Genomic DNA, 17,030 nt, shown 5'->3' with positions numbered 1-17,030 from the left:
TGCAGCGGTTACTTGCCAGGTGCCTGATTGAGTAATTGCTGTAATGACCCTACGGCGCCCAATACGCTGGATGATTCAAATGGCAAGAACACCCGATCACCGTTTTTGGCGATATTCGGTAACGTATTGAGGTATTCAAGCCCCAACAGATAACCTATGACCAACTGGTGGTCTATCTTCCCATCACCGGCTGCAACGATCTGGTTGATCGCTTCGCGCTCACCTTCAGCCCGCAAAATAGACGCTGTTTTATCACCTTCGGCGACCAGAACCGCTGATTCTTTTTCACCCTGTGCACGCGCAATAGCAGCTTCACGCTCACCGCTAGCCTGCAATACCAACGCGCGACGTTCACGCTCGGCTGTCATCTGCTTGCGCATGGCATCTTCAACATCACGGGGAATATCGATATCCTGAATTTCAACACGAGTGACTTTAACACCCCATTTGTTTCCGGCTTCATCCATGACGATCTGCAGTCGGTCGTTGATCTCCTGACGAGACTCAAATAGTTTGTCCAGCTCCATTCTGCCCACTTCGGAACGTAGTGAGGTTTTGGCCAGAATCTCGATCGCCTGGACCAGGTTTTCAGCCTGGTATACCGCACGCTCAGGATCGATAACCTGGAAGTAGAGGGCGCCGTTAATTGTGACACTGACGTTGTCACCGGTGATTACTGACTGACTGGGAAAATCCAGTACGGTTTCACGTCGATCAATACGGGTTTCTTCGACAATCACAGCGACCTGTTCATTATTAATGACCTGATAACGGCGCATTTTGATGGAGCGGGGCAGGTCAACAAAGGGGATAATCCAGTTAATGCCTGGAGCCAGTGTCTTGTGATATGAGCCCAGTCGCTCAATAACTACCGCTTCGGATTGTTGTACGATTTTCAATCCTTTGATGACCAGTAAGACCACCATCACCGCAATGACGAGGGTAATCAGTAAAATAGCATCCATAACATGTTCCTTTTGAGTTTAAAGTTTCAGTCGACCAGGGCTGTAATACCGTCAAAGCCCGAGATAGTGACAGGGGTACCGGGAGGGAGTTCACGGCCACTGACAGAACGAACAAAGTAGGTATCACTTTCCACTTTGACTTTCAGTTGCCCGTTGTTGTCCAGTATGACCATGCCTGCCAGTGGTTTGTTTTCGCCAGCCAGTGCACTGCGACGGCGGGAGGGTGCCCATTGGCGCATCACTTTACGCAGCAGGGGAGCCAGAGCGGCTGCGCTGATGGCAAAAATCAACCACTGTAGTGCTGCAGGTGCATGAAGCAGTGCTGCCAGCATACCAAACAGTGCTGCAAGACCCAGGGCGAAGGCGACAAATCCTGTTCCCAAAAGCTCCAATATCATCAGAAAAAGTGCGGCAAGCAGCCAGAAGTGCCAGGGTTCCATTTACATTCCTTATAGTTCAGATCAATGACGCCCTAAGCTTAGCACTTTAGCTCAGTCTGCAGGAGTTGACAGGGGCTTTCTATGCAAGATAATTCGCAGAAAAATACCTGTGAACACTGATAGTGTCATGATAGCCACCATCGGCATAGGCGTACCATCACCCAGCAAACCAAGCAGTGCGCCGGACAAACCGCCCAGGGCAAAGCCACTCGCACCGACCAGGGCCGTTGCAGTTGCCGCGCTTTGCGGAAAAAATTCCATAGTACTGGCCATGCCGTTAGAAATGACAAACCCCTGCAGGCCAATAAACAACATCATTACCGGCACTAATTGCCAGAGTTGCAGTTCGATCACCCCAATCAGCGCGAGTAGGGCGCAACCGATAAGACACTGTGTCCATTGCGCTATTGCCATCAGGCGTCGTGGCATAAAGCGATGCACGATACGGATATTGATCTGATTGCAAATCAGCAGTACCACGACATTGGCACCAAACAGCAGCGGGAAGATGGATGCGCTGGCACCAAAGTGTTCCATATACACACCGGCCGCGCCGGTAATAAATGCAAACATGGCAGCATAGCTGAAGGCAACCGACGCCAGAAATCCAAGTGCCTGGCGATGGCGGATAATCTGCAGATAGCGCCGCAAGGGTGAAATAGCTGGCAAATCCTGTTGTTGGCGGGTTTCCGGCAATTTGAGCCGCAGTGTCAGTAGCAGGGTGATGGCATAGACCAGCAGCACCAGAAAAATACCTCGCCAGTTGCCGATATGCAGCAGCAGGCTGCCGAGTACCGGCGCTAGCATGGGGGCTACCATCATGATTGCGGCGATTCTCGACATGGCCCGAGCACTGTCTGCTCCTCGAAAAAGGTCACGGACAATTGCAGCGGAATTGACGACACTAATGCCACCACCGAAGGCCTGAATAAACCGGGAGATCCAAACAGTCTCGATTTGCGGGCTGATCAAAATGCCGAGCGTACCCAGAATAAATAGAACCAATCCGGTAGAAATAGCCATGCGTCGGCCATAGTGGTCGGAAAACGGGCCGCCGGTCAGTTGGCCGAGAGCAAAGCCAGCCAGGAACAGGCTGACTGTCAGTTCAATGTGCTGAACTGACACCCCCAGGTCGGCCGCCATGTTAGGAAAGGCGGGGAGGTAAGCATCTATCGCCAGGGGGGCTAAAGCCGTTAAACCGGCAAGCATCCATAGCAGGCCGGGAATTGAGCGTGGTTGTGATGTCATGTTCAGAGATCTTTATGCGTCGTGTGAAGCCGTTCAATCTATATAAGACTGATCGGTTTAAAAGTATCTGCCTACTGTAACGCATTCTGCGCATTAAGGGCAGAAAAAAATCGCTGCTGTGGTAATCTTCACAGCAGAAACATTCATCAAGATAGAGATTCTATGCGGATTCTACATACGTCAGACTGGCACCTTGGACAACATTTCTTCGGAAAATCCCGTGTTGCGGAACATCAGGCCTTTATTGACTGGCTGGTACAAACGGTTGAACAACAGCAGATAGATGTGGTGTTGGTGGCGGGTGATATTTTTGATACCGGCACACCGCCCAGTTATGCCCGTGAACTTTATAATCAATGCATTGTGAAGTTGCAGACGCTGCAGGTGCAGTTGGTGGTTCTGGGTGGAAACCATGATTCCGTAGCCATGCTGCAGGAATCCCGCGAGCTGTTGGCTTGCCTCAATGTCCAGGTGATTCCGGGATACATGGCTAAGCCTGAAGACCATTTGATAGGCCTCTATGATCGCAAAGGTACTCAATGCGCCTGGCTCTGCGCCTTGCCCTATCTACGCCCACGGGACCTGCTGCAAAGTCAGTCCGGAGAGTCACAGCAACAAAAGCAACAGCAACTACAGCAGGCTATTCAGCAGCAGTATCAGCGCATTTGGGAATTAGCTGCTACACAAACGACACGCTTGCCGGTAGTAGGCAGCGGGCATCTAACCACAGTCGGTGCCAGCCTGAGTGAGTCAGTTCGAGAGCTTTATATCGGTATGCTGGAGGCTTTTCCGGCTGATGCCTTTCCACCGTTTGATTATCTGGCGCTGGGGCATATTCACCGCTCGCAACGGATCGCTGGAACAGAGCATATCCGTTACAGCGGATCACCCATTGCGCTGAGTTTTGATGAAGCCAGACAACAAAAGCAGGTACTGCTAGTTGAGCTGTCAGATAAAGGCGTGCAACAGGTGCTAGAACTACCCGTTCCAGCGTTCAGAAAGTTGGTATCTTTGCGCTGCGAATTAGACGCTCTGCCAGCTCAGTTTGCTGAACTGGCTGGTAACGCCAGTGATGACTGGCCGGTCTGGGTCGAAGTCGTAGTGCAGGCCGACGCCTATCTGGCTGATCTGCAGGCCCGTATTGAAGCCTTGACCGATGAGCTGCCGATAGAGGTTCTGCGCGTGCGCCGGGAACGCTTACAACCCGCACAGGGATTTACTCGCCAGGCGAAAGAAACCCTCAGCGAGTTGTCAGCCGATGAGGTGTTTGCACGTCGCCTGGCGCAGGAAGCGCTGTCTGAGTCTGATGTACAAGCCTTGACGCTGTTACATCGGCAATTGCTCAGTGAGCTGGAAACCGGGGAGTTGCCGCTATGAGAATCCTCAGCCTACGCTTAAAAAATTTAAACTCCCTTAAAGGCGAATTCCTGATCGATTTTCGTCAACCCCCGTTTACCGAGACCAGCCTGTTTGCGATCACCGGTCCAACCGGAGCCGGCAAAACTACGCTGCTCGATGCACTGTGCCTGGCGCTCTATCACCAGACACCACGGATGAAAGTGATTTCAGCCGCCTCAAATGAGCTGATGACCCGGCACACAGCCGAAGCGCTGGCGGAAGTGGAGTTTGAGGTGAAAGGGGTGGGTTATCGCGCGTTTTGGAGCCAGCGCCGCGCCAGAGAACAGGCCGATGGCAAACTCCAGGCCCCCAAAGTCGAGTTGGCTGAACTGCACAGCGGTAAGCTGTTGTCGACCCGGATACAGGAAAAACTGCAACTGACGGAAACCCTGACCGGGTTGGATTTCGAGCGCTTTACCCGCTCCATGCTGCTGGCGCAGGGGGGATTTGCGGCTTTTCTCAATGCCGGTGCCAATGAACGTGCAGAACTGCTGGAAGAGCTTACCGGTACCGAGATTTACGGGCGTTTGTCCGCGGCGGTATTCGAGCACACCCGTCTTGAAAAGCAGCAACTGGATTTACTGCAAAGCCAGGCAAGTGGGGTGACCCTGCTGTCTGATGAGCAATTGGAAGCCTTGCAAGCCGATCGGCTACAACTGCAGCAGCAGGAGCAGACGCTAATTCCTCGACAGCGGCAGTTACAGACAGCGCTGCAATTGATGCGTCAGACGCGTGAAACGCAGCAGCGACTTGCGCAACTTGATCAGGCACGTGCCACTCTGCAACTGGGCTGGCAGCAGCAGGTGCATCAAGGCACCCAGCAGCTATCGCTGGCTCAGCGGGTGCTGGAGCAAGAGACTCAGCGGCATTTGCAGCAGCAACAAGATCTAGAAAAAGCTCAGACCGACTCACAGCAGGAACTGCAACAGCGCCAAGCCGATATCCATGAACTCTTGGCTGAGCAGACCGAGGCGCAGCTACAACAGCAGCAGCACGACCTGACCAGGCGTCAGGGGCAGCTGGATGCCTTGCTTGACCTTGAAAAAGTCAGTCAGCGGCAAGCGGTGCAAATGACACAGCTGGTTGAGTTATCTGAGGCCAAGACTACTGGGCTGGCCGAGTTGACCCAGCAGCGCCAGCCACTGAGAGATAAGTACACGTGCTTACGTGATCAAGTTAAAGACAAGGAAATTTTGCTGCGCCAGGAAGAGCGGATTAAGCAACTGGAAGCGCATCGGCAGGCCTTGCAAGCGAATGAGCCTTGCCCCCTCTGTGGCTCCCGGGAGCACCCGGCCATTGAGGCCTATCAGGCGCTGGATGTGTCAGCAACTGAAGCGGCGTTGCAGTCACTGCGTGATCAACTGGAGCAGGTCACAGAACAGGGCAGCCAGCTCACCGCCGAGATTGCCAAAGTCCAGGCTGAAGTTGATGGTTTAACCCGGCAAATTGAGGCATTGAAAACCGAGCAGAATGATACCGCATCACGCTTGCAGCACTTTTATCAAATACTGGTATTGGAGCCTCAGGGGGATGCCAGCAAAATCCTGGCGACGCAGTTGCTGACTGAGCAGCAACACCTGCAGCAATGTCTGGATAGTCTGAACAAACTGAAGCAGCAGCAATATGCTATTGAGCAGCAGCTTGCCAAGCAACAGCAGCAGCAACAGGCGCAGTATCAGGCTGATGAAACCCGCCGACAACAGGCGCAGCAATTGCAAGATCTGCAACAGCGTTTTGATGCCTTGGTAGGGGGTGATAAGCCTGCTGTCAGTGAACAAGATGCTAAAGATCTGACGCTGACGCAGTGCCTGGCTGCTATCCGCAGCAGCCTGTCGCAACTGGAACAGCAGCGCAGTGACTTACACCAGTTAGAAGGACAGTATCTATCGCTACAGGAATCCCTGGAAACGGCCCTGGCCCAGCAGTCCGAAACCGAAACTGAGGCTGTATTACAAACCCAGGCCGATCAACTGGCCGATACCCTGCGGCAAATGTCCATGCAACTGGGGCAGTTGCAACAGCAGCTACAGCAGGATTGTCAGCTCAGGGAATCGCTCGGTGCATTGCAGCTGAAGATAGATCAGCAGCAACAACAGTGTGATCGCTGGCAACAGCTCAATCATCTTATTGGCGCTAAAGATGGGGCGAAATACCGTCGCTTTGCTCAGGGGCTGACACTGGATCATCTGATCAGTTTAGCCAACACGCAGTTGGAGCGTTTGCATAACCGTTTTCAACTGGCACGCCGGGAAGCGGCTGAGCTGGAAATTGAAGTGATCGATACCTGGCAGGCCGATGCTCGCCGAGACACACGGACGCTGTCCGGTGGCGAGAGTTTTCTGGTCAGCTTAGCGCTGGCACTGGGGCTGTCTGATCTGGTCAGTCACAAAACCAGCATCGATTCACTGTTTCTGGATGAAGGCTTTGGCACTCTGGATGCAGAAACCCTGGAGGTGGCACTGGATGCACTGGATAATCTCAATGCCAGTGGCAAGACCATTGGCATCATTAGCCATGTCGAGGCTCTTAAAGAGCGCATACCGGTGCAAATTCGCGTAACCAAACAGCAAGGCTTGGGGAATAGTCGTTTGCAGGTGACTGGGGGGTGATAAATAGCATGTCTGTTGTGAGTGGCCATTTTTAAGGAAGGAGAGGCTCGAGATGAAAGACGTTATGAATTTAAAATTCTTTGCCTGTGCGTTTATGATAGCGCTGGTATTTTTTATGGTTGGTTTTTTGACTTATGGGGATGTAGTTGGTCTTGTAATAGAAAATGGTTTTATTGATAGTTTTGAAAAATACTGGCAGTTTACACTGATTAATGGCTCTGTGTTTGCTCTGTCTGGATTTGTAATGGTGTTATATGTTTGGCTTGATATGTTGCCAAAATCAGGGAAAGTGAGTTTTGTTTTGTCACTTATAAAAATGATGCTTGTCTCGCTTGTTGTTTATGCTATAGGGCTTTTTTGTATCTGGATGTTTTATTCCTCTTTTCCTTCAAATAATGCGTTTTTTGATGGCGATATAATGGTGTCTATTGATGAGTTGAATGTTTACTGGAGCGCTGCCCTGTTGTTGGCTTTCTGGATTGTTTTGTTAGCTAGGTTGTTGGTGGTAAGAGATATACGCTACAAACAACATCAATAGCCGGTCATCTCCAGATAGCCGACACCGCTATGGCTGCCACCGATGCGTATCGGCCCTTCCCAGTAAGGGATGCCGGTATCCATCCAGGCATTCGGGTTGATGGCCTGGGTTTCAAGCTCAATGCCCAGGTGCGGTATTTCTAGTTGCCACTGAATAGGTAAATGACGTCCGGCTACCGCGTGTGATTTCCTCGGTGTCATCCGGATCTGCTCCGGTTTGAGGGGCTGTGGGGTTCCGGCAGCACTGATCCAGGTGCCGGAGTAATAATGCTCGCCATCGGCATGGCGTAAACGAAATAGCATGAGTTTGTCGCCGCTATCCAGATGCATGGAAAACCAGTCCCAGCCCTGCTGGTCCGCGGCCAGCGGTTGACTGCTCCACTCCCTATCCATCCAGGCCTGGCCGGAAACAGCATGGGTCTGGTCATCAATCTGCACCAGGCCCTCGGCCTGATAGAAGGGCTGGCTGAAATAGTGAGAGGCTTGTCCCGCCTGGGATTTGAGGCTGAATCCTTGATCACCCTGTAATACTGGGTCGGCTTCCGTGCTGAGTGCGAGGGTGTAACTGAAATTCTCACCCTTGGCCGACAGGGTGAACTGACTCAGATCCCCGCTTGTACTGTGCAGTTGCCAATCATCAATCCAGGCTTTCAATGCTGAGGTATCAACTCCGGCCTGGCCTATACCGCCACGGGCGTAGGTTTCAGCGGCGTAATGCTGGTCACTTCGGGTGATGCCAGCATGTCCCAGCCAGAGGTGCTGATTAGTCCAGCCACGGCGTTCCGGAGCGGGGGCTATGGCTTGGCGAAACAGGGTCCACTGCAACCCGATCACCTCACCCTCAGAGTCGGTCAGATTGGCGGTGATATACCACCACTCAATGCGGTAGTCCGGGTGCTGGCCAAAATCCTGTGGAAATGCCAATCGCGTATCCGCACGCACCTGGGCAAAGCCCTCTACCTGACTGCCGAGTCCGGCAAAGCTTTGCGCGGGTTCCTCCTGACTGCATCCACTCAGGAATAGACCGCCCAACAACAGTAAACCCAGACGTTTAGTTATCATGGCTAAATCGCCTGAGCAGGTCTGACGGTGAGCTAAAGTGAAGGCGTAGCACCGGGACCAGTGCCGCCAAAAGTGTAGCGATTAGCGTAACCCCAACCAGCCACAGCCATTGAGCTGGAAACAGATGCCAGGGCAGCTCCCAGCCAAAGGCGCGTACGTTGATCACTTTGACCAGACACAGGTTCAGTAGCAGTCCGAGCGGGATCGCCAGTAACGCGGTAAGCATTGCCAGGCTGAGTAGTTTGATCAACTCATAGAGCATCAGGTAGCGGCGGCTAATACCACACGCCCAGACAGGGGCAAGTTGGCTCAGACGCATGGCAGATAGCGTCAGTAAGCTACTGAACAGCGCGATTGCTGCAACCCCCATAATAAACAGGTTCAGCGCCTGAGTGGCGGCAAAGGTCCGCTCAAACAGTTGGGTTGAGAAGCCTTTGACCGCCTGCTGATCGAACAGGTTGCTGGCATCCAGACTGAACTGCTCTGTGAGCGCCTGCATCAAGGCCTCTACGTTTTTGGGGTGGGCTCGCAGGGCATAACTGCCCGCTACGGCATCCGGCCAGTGTTGCAGCATCCGCTCGATCGACAGCATCAGCTGTCCCTTGGGATTGCCATAATCGCTGTAGATGGCCGCGATGGTAAAGGTCTGAACGCCTTCAGCGGCGGGTAGGCGTATCGAATCACCGGGGGATAGATTCAGATTACGCGCCAGTTGTTCGTTGATCAGCAGCGCGGGTTGCTCGGCGACCTGTTGCCAGGGGGAGGGCAGGCTACTCAGCAGAGGCCAGTGATCCGAGTAGGTCGTGTGGGGTTTGAACCCCCGAAGCTCGACAGGCCAGCCTTGCAGGCTAATCTCCGTGCGGCGTGAAGGCAGCAGCACCTCAACATCGTCGCGATCACTTAACCAGCCTTCTATAGCCTGAGCCTGCTGAGGGTTATCAGCGCGGAGATAGATTTCGGCAGCCAGTCGTTGGTCCAGCCAGCCACTGAAGGTTTTGCGAAACCCTTCCACCATCCCGCCTACTCCAATACTGGTTGATAGCGCCAGTAGCAGCGCCATGAGTGCCAGAGACAACCCCGGTAGTTGTAGCCGTGCATCGGCCCATAGCCATTGGGTGACCGGTCCCTGACTCCAGGTTTCCGCCAGTGTCAGCAGGCGCTTCAGGCAGGCGGGCATGAACAGCGTGGATCCAAACAACAGGCTCGTCAGTAGCATAAAGCCACTCACCAGACTCTCACCCCAGAGCAGCAGCAACAGCGCGATAAGCCACAGCAGGGCGCCTGTTAGGGTCAACCAGGAGCACATATAAGGAAAGTGCTTCGCCTTGTCTTGTGCCTGAGTTGTGGAGGGTTTAATCAGCCTTATAAGAGGCAAAATGGCGGCCAGTAAAACCCCACCAACGGTCATTGCCAGACCACTCCACCACCAGACGGGCTCTAAGCTGAGGCTGTCAGTGACCTGTGCGCCATAGAGTCCACGTAAACTCGCTGCCAGGTCGGGTAGCAACAGGCTGGCGATCAGATAGCCGCTGATTAAACCCGGAAGCGCGGCCAGTATGCCCAGTAGCAGCAGTTCGGCCAGTAGCCACCCGAGCAGTTGGCGTTGACTGACCCCGCAGCTGTGCAGAATCCGGCGCAGGGGGCGGCGTTGTTCAAACGCCAGATTGATGCAGGAGTAGACAATTAACAAACCCACCACAAACGCCAGCAGACTCAGTGCGCTCAAGTTGAGATGGAAACTGTCTGTCAGCCGGGCCAGATCAGCTTCATCTTCCGCTGTTATTAGCTTCAGCCTGGATTGATAGGTATCGGGCAATGGGCCGGGTGGGTCGGCTGTCAGTAACAGTCGGGAGAGCTTCCCGGGCAGTTCCAGTAGCTGCTGTGCCAGATGAATATCGGCGATCAGTTCATTGTCTGCAAGGGCGGTGGTGATTTGCAAATAGGGTAATTCAGATGATTCAGCTGATGTGAACAGCTTGGCAATTGCGGAGTCTTCCCATAGCTGTTGCAGTTGCTCAGCGGTAGCCTGGGACACTAACAGTTGCCCAGGAGGGGTCAGGAAACGATGCAGATCAAAATTACCGGGTAAGCCACGCGGCGATTGAGTGGGGGTGAATGTCAGGGTCAGAGGCTCCAGTCCGATGATACGCAGGGCCGGGCCGTCAGGGAGTTGAAGTGTACCTTCCAGCAGTGGCGTCACTTTCCAGCCAGCAAGTCGCAGGCTGATGTAGTCAGCTTCGGAAAGAACGCCGTTGTCATGGCTGATCAATTGTGTCTGCGACAGGCTGTTAAAACGATCGGCTGCCTGATCATAACTGCTGCGTGCTTGGGCGTTGAGCGCCTGTACGCCGCTCCAAAGCGCTGTGGCAGCAATCAGCCCGCAAGCCAGCATTAGCAGTTGCAAAGGATGTCGGCGCCAATGACTGAGCAGCGCGTGAAGCACCCAGAGGTTTGTAAAACGTGAGGTCGTCATTGCAACTGGCCGTTATGCAGCGTCAGGCGGCGATCAAGCAGGTCCGCCAGGCGACTGCTATGGGTAACCATCAACAGACTGGCGCCGCTATCCCTGACCAGTTCCAGAAAGAGCGTCATCACTGCATCACCGGTGCGCTCATCCAGACTGCCGGTGGGTTCATCCGCCAGAATAACGGCAGGCTTTACTGCCAGTGCACGGCCAATGGCGACACGTTGTTGCTGTCCACCAGACAGTTGATGGGGGTAGCGGTCGGTTAAGCTGTCGAGTTCCAGACGCTGAATCAGTGTCTGTTGCCAGGTCAAATCGTGGTTGCCAGCGATCCGTGCCTGAAAAGCCAGATTGTCCTGTACAGTAAGGCTGGGTATCAGATTGAGTTGTTGAAACACTATACCTAGATGCTGGCGTCGGAACAGCGCTCTTTGATGGTCATTCATCTGCAGCAATTGCTGCCCGGCAAGTTGTATACTCCCGGCATCAGCCTGCTCCAGACCAGCCAGCAGTTGCAGCAGGGTGGACTTACCACAGCCGGATTCACCCATCAGTGCTAAACTTTTACCTTGAGGCAGGGTCAGTTCCAGGTTAAAAAACACCTGCAGGGGCCCTTGAGGGGTCATGTAGGTTTTGCATAATCCGGTGGCAGTTAGCATAGCGTCGTCCGCTTAATTATTTCCCAATGCTACGGGGTTTTGATTGGGAAAACTGTTTTAAAAGTATACAATTCTTTCTTTTACGTGATTCAAGTGCAAGAGGAGCTTTATGGCGGATAATCATGGATTGAAATGGCTTGTGGGGTTGGCTGGCGTAGTGGTGCTTCTTGCCGGACTCAAAGCGGCCGAGGCTATCGTCATTCCGATTATGCTGGCACTTTTCATTGCTATTATCAGCACGCCCTTTTTGCGTGGATTAACACGCCGTGGCGTACCTTCGTATATGGCTGTGCTGATTGTACTATTTGTATTGATCATTTTTGGTGGTGCTCTGGGGATGATTGTTAGTCAGTCGATTGACTCGTTCCTTACACGCATGCCGCAATATCAGGAACGCTTACAAACCCTCACGGTCGACTGGTTGCCGTACCTCGAACGCTGGGATATCCCGGTTAACCGGGATATGGTGATGAATCATTTTAATCCATCTCAAGTGATGGGGCTGGTCGGTACGACACTGTCTGGCATTGGGTCTTTGTTGACCAATTTGTTTCTGGTGATCTTTATTGTAATTTTTATTCTGCTGGAAGAGGCGGGTTTTGGCGATAAAGTGAAGGCGGCACTGCCCAATGCAGAAAAGTCCATCCGTGATGCGCAGGGTTTTATGAAACAGGTTAACCAGTATCTGATGATTAAAACCACCATCAGCTTTATTACCGGTGCACTGGTGACTTTATGGCTCTGGTGGCTGGATGTTGATTTCCCGGTGTTGTGGGGGTTGATTGCCATGTTAATGAACTACATACCCAATGTAGGTTCATTGATTGCGGCCGTGCCCGCCGTGCTGCTCGCACTGGTGCAGTTAGGTGTGACTGAAGCCATGTTTGTGGTTGCAGGTTATATAGCTGTCAACATGGTGATGGGGAATCTGATTGAGCCTCGCTTTATGGGGCGTGGTTTGGGCCTGTCTCCCTTGGTTGTTTTTCTTTCTTTGATTCTATGGGGATGGCTGTTCGGGCCAGTGGGTATGTTCTTGTCCATTCCCCTGACGATGATTGTCAAAATTGCGCTTGAGCAGAATGAAGGTACCCGTTGGGTTGCTATTCTGTTGGGTAATGAAGTTCCGAACACCTCCGAATAATCGCGTTTTTCAAGATACTGATCAATTATGCTTACCACTGCTCGTACCCTGTTATCGCTTTACGCCAGCTATGGTTTGCTGGTTCTGGCTAATGCACTTTTCACCACACTGACCAGCTTACGTGCCGATCTTGAAGGTTTCACCGTGCAAACGGTGGGTCTGATCATGGCCGGTTACTTTCTGGGCATGTTTTTGGGTGCGCGTTATACCTCTAAAGTGATCCAGCGTGGTGGGCATATTCGGGCGTTTGCGGCGTTTGCTTCGTTCATGTCTTTGTCGCCGCTGATGCATGTGCTGTTTATTGATCCCTGGATCTGGTCAGTTTTGCGGCTGATTGATGGCTTCTGTCTGGCCGGTCTGTTTATTATCACCGAAAGTTGGCTGAACGCCCGTTCGGATAATAAATCCCGTGGCAGCATCCTGGCGATCTATATGGTGGTGAACTACCTGGCATCAGGGCTAGGACAGCTGTTCCTGTTGTTTGCATCACCCGATACCTTCGAAGCCTTTGCTGTGGCATCCATCTGTTTTTCCTTGTCGCTGTTGCCCTTGATGATGACCCGTACAGAGGCACCTATCCCACACCCGGTAACCGGTTTTACCGTTAAACCTCTGCTCAAAGTGGCGCCCGCCGGCTTTTTTGGTGCCGTCTGTGCGGGTTCTGTGAATGCCGCGTTCTTTGCTATGGCACCGATCTATGCGCAGACACTTAATTACTCAGTGCAGGAAATCTCATTGTTCATGATGGCAGGGGTTTTCTCTGGTCTGGTGCTTCAGGTGCCACTGGGTAAGCTGTCGGACCGGATTGAACGACGCAAGGTATTAGCGGGTGTGTGTTTCGGTGCACTGGTGTTCAGTCTGCTGATGGTGATGCAAAGCTTCTTCCAGTTGCCATTCTATTGGCTATTGATCAATGTATTTTGCTACGGCTCCTTAGTGTTCGTGATTTACCCTCTGTCGGCTGCACACGTAAATGACTGGAGCGAGCCGGATCAGTTGATGCAAACGTCTTCCGGTCTAATGATAGGTTACGGTAGTGGGGCGATTTTCGGACCCTTGTTGAGCTCTTCACTGATGTCCTGGATGGGGCCAGCGGCTCTGTTTGCTTATATCGCTCTGAATCTGCTGGTGATGATGTTTTACGCTATTTACCAGTCCAAAGTGGCCGGTCTACAGCGTGAAAAAATGGAGTTCGTGCCTCAGCCTTCGGTGCAGTTCCCGACCGACGAGCTCTATACTGCGGCACAGGATGATCTGACGCCGGTTCCGGAGGAGTTGTATCAGACTGAGGAGCCGGTAGATGATGCTGTCAGCGGTGTGACAGATGTAGATGACGCGTCTGACAGTGAAGTGGGCGTGGATAACTTTGAGGATGAAGTGGTTGTACAAGAAACAGTTGCGCAAGCCTTAGCCGTTGAGGATGCTGCCACCATCGATGACAGTGCAACAGCGGTGCCTGAAGTAGATCCAGATGAGCCGATCAGTACAGAATCACTGATTGAAGCCTGGGAGCAGGAGCAACTGAGTGAAGCCGGTTTGGTTCCAGAGGCTGATGAGCAGATGCTGGTTCAGGAATCCAAACCAGCATCCACTAAGGACTAGCGGTAATCTTCAACCGGTATGCAGGCGCAGAACAGGTTGCGGTCACCGTAAACGTTATCGATACGGTTAACGCTCGGCCAGACTTTAGCCTCTTTCAGCCACTCGGCTGGGAAGGCTCCCTGCTCACGGCTGTAAGCACGTTCCCAGTTCGGATCCATCAGGTCAGCCTGAGTATGCGGTGCATGGCGTAGCGGGCTTTGTTCCGCTGATAGCTCACCGGCTTCCACAGCTGCAATTTCCTGACGTATCTGAATCATGGCATCGATAAACCTGTCGAGCTCAGCTTTGGGCTCTGACTCGGTCGGTTCGATCATCAGGGTACCAGGCACCGGGAAAGACATGGTGGGGGCGTGGAAGCCAAAGTCCATCAAGCGCTTGGCAACGTCTTCTTCGGTGATACCGGTACGCTCTTTCAGCGGACGCAGATCGATAATGCACTCATGCGCCACGCGACCATTGCGACCGGTATAGAGTACCGGGAAGTGTTCGTTAAGACGCTGAGCAATGTAGTTTGCACTCAGAATGGCGACTTCTGTTGCCTGGCGTAGACCGGTTCCTCCCATCAGGCTGATATACACCCAACTGATCGATAGAATGCTGGCGCTGCCCCAGGGCGCCGCCGATACGGCGGTATTGCTGCGGTCATCATTATTGACAGACACCACGGGATGGTTGGCTAAATGAGGAACCAAGTGGGCTTTTACCCCGATAGGTCCCATGCCTGGACCACCGCCACCATGTGGAATACAGAAGGTTTTGTGCAGGTTCATGTGGGAGACATCGGCACCTATCTCGGCCGGTTTACTGATGCACACCTGGGCATTCAGGTTGGCACCGTCCATGTACACCTGGCCACCACATTCATGCACGATGGCACAAATTTCTTTAATCTCTTCTTCAAACACCCCATGGGTGGAAGGGTAGGTGATCATCAGGGCGGCAAGATCCTGCTTGTGTGCCAGTGCTTTACTGCGTAGATCTTCTACATCAACGTTGCCCTGAGCATCGCAATCGACCAGCACCACTTGCATATCGACCATTGCGGCCGAGGCTGGATTGGTGCCGTGGGCCGAGGTCGGGATCAGGCAGACGTTACGGTGCCCTTCGCCCTTGGCGCGCAGGTAGTTACGTATCGCCATCAGACCGGCATATTCACCCTGTGCACCGGAGTTGGGTTGCATGCAGATGGCATCAAAGCCGGTAATTGCGCGTAACATCAGATCCAGTTCGTCGATCATCTGCTGGTAACCGAGCGCCTGTTCACGGGGCGCGAACGGATGCATGTTGGCCAGTTCAGGCCAGGTGACCGGCAGCATCTCGGCAGTAGCGTTGAGTTTCATGGTACAGGAACCCAGCGCAATCATGCTGTGGACCAGCGAGATATCTTTGTTTTCCAGTTTTTTCAGGTAACGCAGCATCTCGGTTTCACTGTGATGGGTATTGAAAACCGGATGGGTCAGGATTTCATTATTCCGTAACAGTGATGCTGGCAGTGAGGATGAGCCCTTTTGCACCAGTTCAAGGTCAATGGCTTCGATATCTAACTGGTGTGTTTCGCCCAGAAGGGCTTTCCACAGGGTCAGGATCTCTTCACGGGTAGTGCGTTCATCACAGGTGATGCCTAGTTGGGTGTCGCCGATTTTGCGCAGATTAATGCCGAGCTCAGACGCACGCTCATAGGCCGCATCGCGAGAAAAGCCCAGATCCAGGGTTAAGGTATCAAACCAATGGCTGTTGAGCAGGGTGACGCCTTTGGCTGACAGTCCGGTCGCCAGAATGTTCGTCAGGCGGTGGATGCGTGAGGCGATGATTCTTAGTCCTTCAGGTCCATGATACACAGCATAGAAAGCGGCCATGTTGGCTAGTAAAGCCTGGGCAGTACAGATGTTGGACATGGCTTTTTCACGGCGGATATGCTGCTCACGCGTTTGCATCGCCATACGCAGAGCCGGTTTGCCGCGGCTATCAACCGATACACCGATGATACGACCCGGTACTGAACGCTTGAAAGCATCGCGGGTAGCGAAAAAGGCCGCCGAGGGTCCACCGTAACCCATGGGGACACCAAAGCGCTGCGACGAACCGAATACCACATCGGCGCCCAGATCACCCGGCGATTTCAACAGCACCAGTGCCATAATGTCAGCGGCGGCGCAGAAAAGGGCTTTTTGTTCGTGAGCCTTGGCAATCAGTTGCTGGTAGTCTTTGACGTTGCCCAGCGTATCTGGATACTGCACCACAACACCAAAATAATCATGCAACTCCATCAAGCTGGCAACATCGCCTACGACTACCTCAATGCCCAATGGCTCAGCGCGAGTCTGGATAACGCTGATGTTTTGCGGGTGCAGGTGTTCATCAACAATAAAGACATTGGCTTTTTTCGCCTTGGACATACGCTTGCACAGCGTCATGGCTTCAGCGGCGGCGGTGGCCTCATCCAATAGCGATGCATTAGCCAGTTCAAGCCCGGTCAGGTCCATAATCATCTGTTGGAAGGTTAGCAGACCTTCCAGACGCCCCTGTGAAATTTCCGGCTGATAGGGGGTGTAGGCGGTATACCAACCGGGATTTTCCAGTACATTGCGCAGGATTACATTGGGGGTAATGGCATCGGTAAAGCCCATGCCGATCATCGAGCGCTGAACGATATTCTGGCTCATGATCACTTTCAGCCGCTCCAGAGTTTCGGCTTCGGTGCGAGGGCTGTCCAGTTGCGCCGGAATATCACAGCGAATAGAAGCCGGTACTGTACGCTGAATCATATCCTCCAGTGTCTGAAAACCGGTGGCGGAAAGCATCGCCTGCTGCTCTTCAACCGAAGGACCGATATGACGTGCAATGAAAGCATCATGATGTTCAAGGGTGTGTAGCGAAAGTGACTGTGGGCACATTACGATGAAAT

Annotated in this window: 12 protein-coding genes; 5 read left to right on the top strand and 7 right to left on the bottom strand. The window is 53.0% G+C overall.

Annotated elements, in window-relative coordinates:
• Positions 1–8: 8 nt before the first annotated feature.
• Genes ACN0R1_RS00745 through ACN0R1_RS00735 form a run of 3 tightly spaced genes read right to left on the bottom strand, consistent with a single transcriptional unit; the run spans position 9 to position 2,653 of the window.
• The gene (locus tag ACN0R1_RS00745; protein ID WP_417578920.1) at positions 9–965 is read right to left on the bottom strand and encodes an SPFH domain-containing protein; all 957 of its coding nucleotides are present in this window, start codon (positions 963–965) and stop codon (positions 9–11) included.
• Positions 966–991: 26 nt separating this feature from the next.
• Positions 992–1,405: an NfeD family protein gene (locus ACN0R1_RS00740; protein ID WP_417578918.1), complete on the bottom strand. Its 414-nt coding sequence runs from the start codon at positions 1,403–1,405 to the stop codon at positions 992–994.
• A gap of 51 nt (positions 1,406–1,456) precedes the next feature.
• Positions 1,457–2,653: a multidrug effflux MFS transporter gene (locus tag ACN0R1_RS00735; protein ID WP_417578916.1), complete on the bottom strand. Its 1,197-nt coding sequence runs from the start codon at positions 2,651–2,653 to the stop codon at positions 1,457–1,459.
• 162 nt (positions 2,654–2,815) lie between these two features.
• On the opposite strand from ACN0R1_RS00735, the gene sbcD reads away from it, so the two are divergent.
• The 3 genes from sbcD to ACN0R1_RS00720 are packed head-to-tail and all read left to right on the top strand — an operon-like array spanning position 2,816 to position 7,198.
• Positions 2,816–4,030: an exonuclease subunit SbcD gene (gene sbcD / locus ACN0R1_RS00730; protein WP_417578914.1), complete on the top strand. Its 1,215-nt coding sequence runs from the start codon at positions 2,816–2,818 to the stop codon at positions 4,028–4,030.
• Complete coding sequence (locus ACN0R1_RS00725) at positions 4,027–6,660, top strand: AAA family ATPase (RefSeq protein WP_417578912.1); 2,634 nt, start codon at positions 4,027–4,029, stop codon at positions 6,658–6,660. The genes sbcD and ACN0R1_RS00725 overlap by 4 nt, the downstream gene beginning before the upstream one ends.
• A 52-nt stretch (positions 6,661–6,712) precedes the next feature.
• Positions 6,713–7,198, top strand: a complete 486-nt coding sequence (locus tag ACN0R1_RS00720) for a hypothetical protein (protein WP_417578910.1) — start codon at positions 6,713–6,715, stop codon at positions 7,196–7,198.
• Here the strand turns inward: ACN0R1_RS00720 and ACN0R1_RS00715 are convergent.
• The 3 genes from ACN0R1_RS00715 to ACN0R1_RS00705 are packed head-to-tail and all read right to left on the bottom strand — an operon-like array spanning position 7,192 to position 11,382.
• Positions 7,192–8,259 (bottom strand): lipocalin-like domain-containing protein, encoded by a 1,068-nt coding sequence (locus ACN0R1_RS00715; protein ID WP_417578908.1) that lies wholly within the window; start codon positions 8,257–8,259, stop codon positions 7,192–7,194. The two genes, ACN0R1_RS00720 and ACN0R1_RS00715, sit on opposite strands and share 7 nt — an antisense overlap.
• The gene (locus ACN0R1_RS00710) at positions 8,249–10,732 is read right to left on the bottom strand and encodes an FtsX-like permease family protein (RefSeq protein ID WP_417578906.1); all 2,484 of its coding nucleotides are present in this window, start codon (positions 10,730–10,732) and stop codon (positions 8,249–8,251) included. The genes ACN0R1_RS00715 and ACN0R1_RS00710 overlap by 11 nt, the downstream gene beginning before the upstream one ends.
• The gene (locus tag ACN0R1_RS00705; RefSeq protein ID WP_417578904.1) at positions 10,729–11,382 is read right to left on the bottom strand and encodes an ABC transporter ATP-binding protein; all 654 of its coding nucleotides are present in this window, start codon (positions 11,380–11,382) and stop codon (positions 10,729–10,731) included. Before ACN0R1_RS00705 ends, ACN0R1_RS00710 begins: the two co-directional genes overlap by 4 nt.
• Positions 11,383–11,491: 109 nt before the next feature.
• On the opposite strand from ACN0R1_RS00705, the gene ACN0R1_RS00700 reads away from it, so the two are divergent.
• Positions 11,492–12,523, top strand: coding sequence for an AI-2E family transporter (locus tag ACN0R1_RS00700; RefSeq protein ID WP_417578902.1), 1,032 nt, complete (start codon positions 11,492–11,494; stop codon positions 12,521–12,523).
• Positions 12,524–12,550: 27 nt separating this feature from the next.
• The gene (locus tag ACN0R1_RS00695; protein ID WP_417578900.1) at positions 12,551–14,125 is read left to right on the top strand and encodes an MFS transporter; all 1,575 of its coding nucleotides are present in this window, start codon (positions 12,551–12,553) and stop codon (positions 14,123–14,125) included.
• On the opposite strand, the gene gcvP is transcribed toward ACN0R1_RS00695, so the two are convergent.
• Positions 14,122–17,019 carry an aminomethyl-transferring glycine dehydrogenase gene (gene gcvP, locus ACN0R1_RS00690; protein WP_417578897.1) on the bottom strand — a complete coding sequence of 966 codons (2,898 nt, stop codon included), beginning with the start codon at positions 17,017–17,019 and terminating at the stop codon, positions 14,122–14,124. The genes ACN0R1_RS00695 and gcvP overlap by 4 nt on opposite strands.
• Between the last annotated feature and the right edge of the window lie 11 nt (positions 17,020–17,030).

Origin of the sequence: Nitrincola sp., assembly GCF_048264025.1 — a bacterium.
Lineage (GTDB): Bacteria > Pseudomonadota > Gammaproteobacteria > Pseudomonadales > Balneatricaceae > Nitrincola.
The sequence above is the reverse complement of the archived record's forward strand: the minus strand, read 5'-3'. Positions and strand labels throughout refer to the sequence as shown.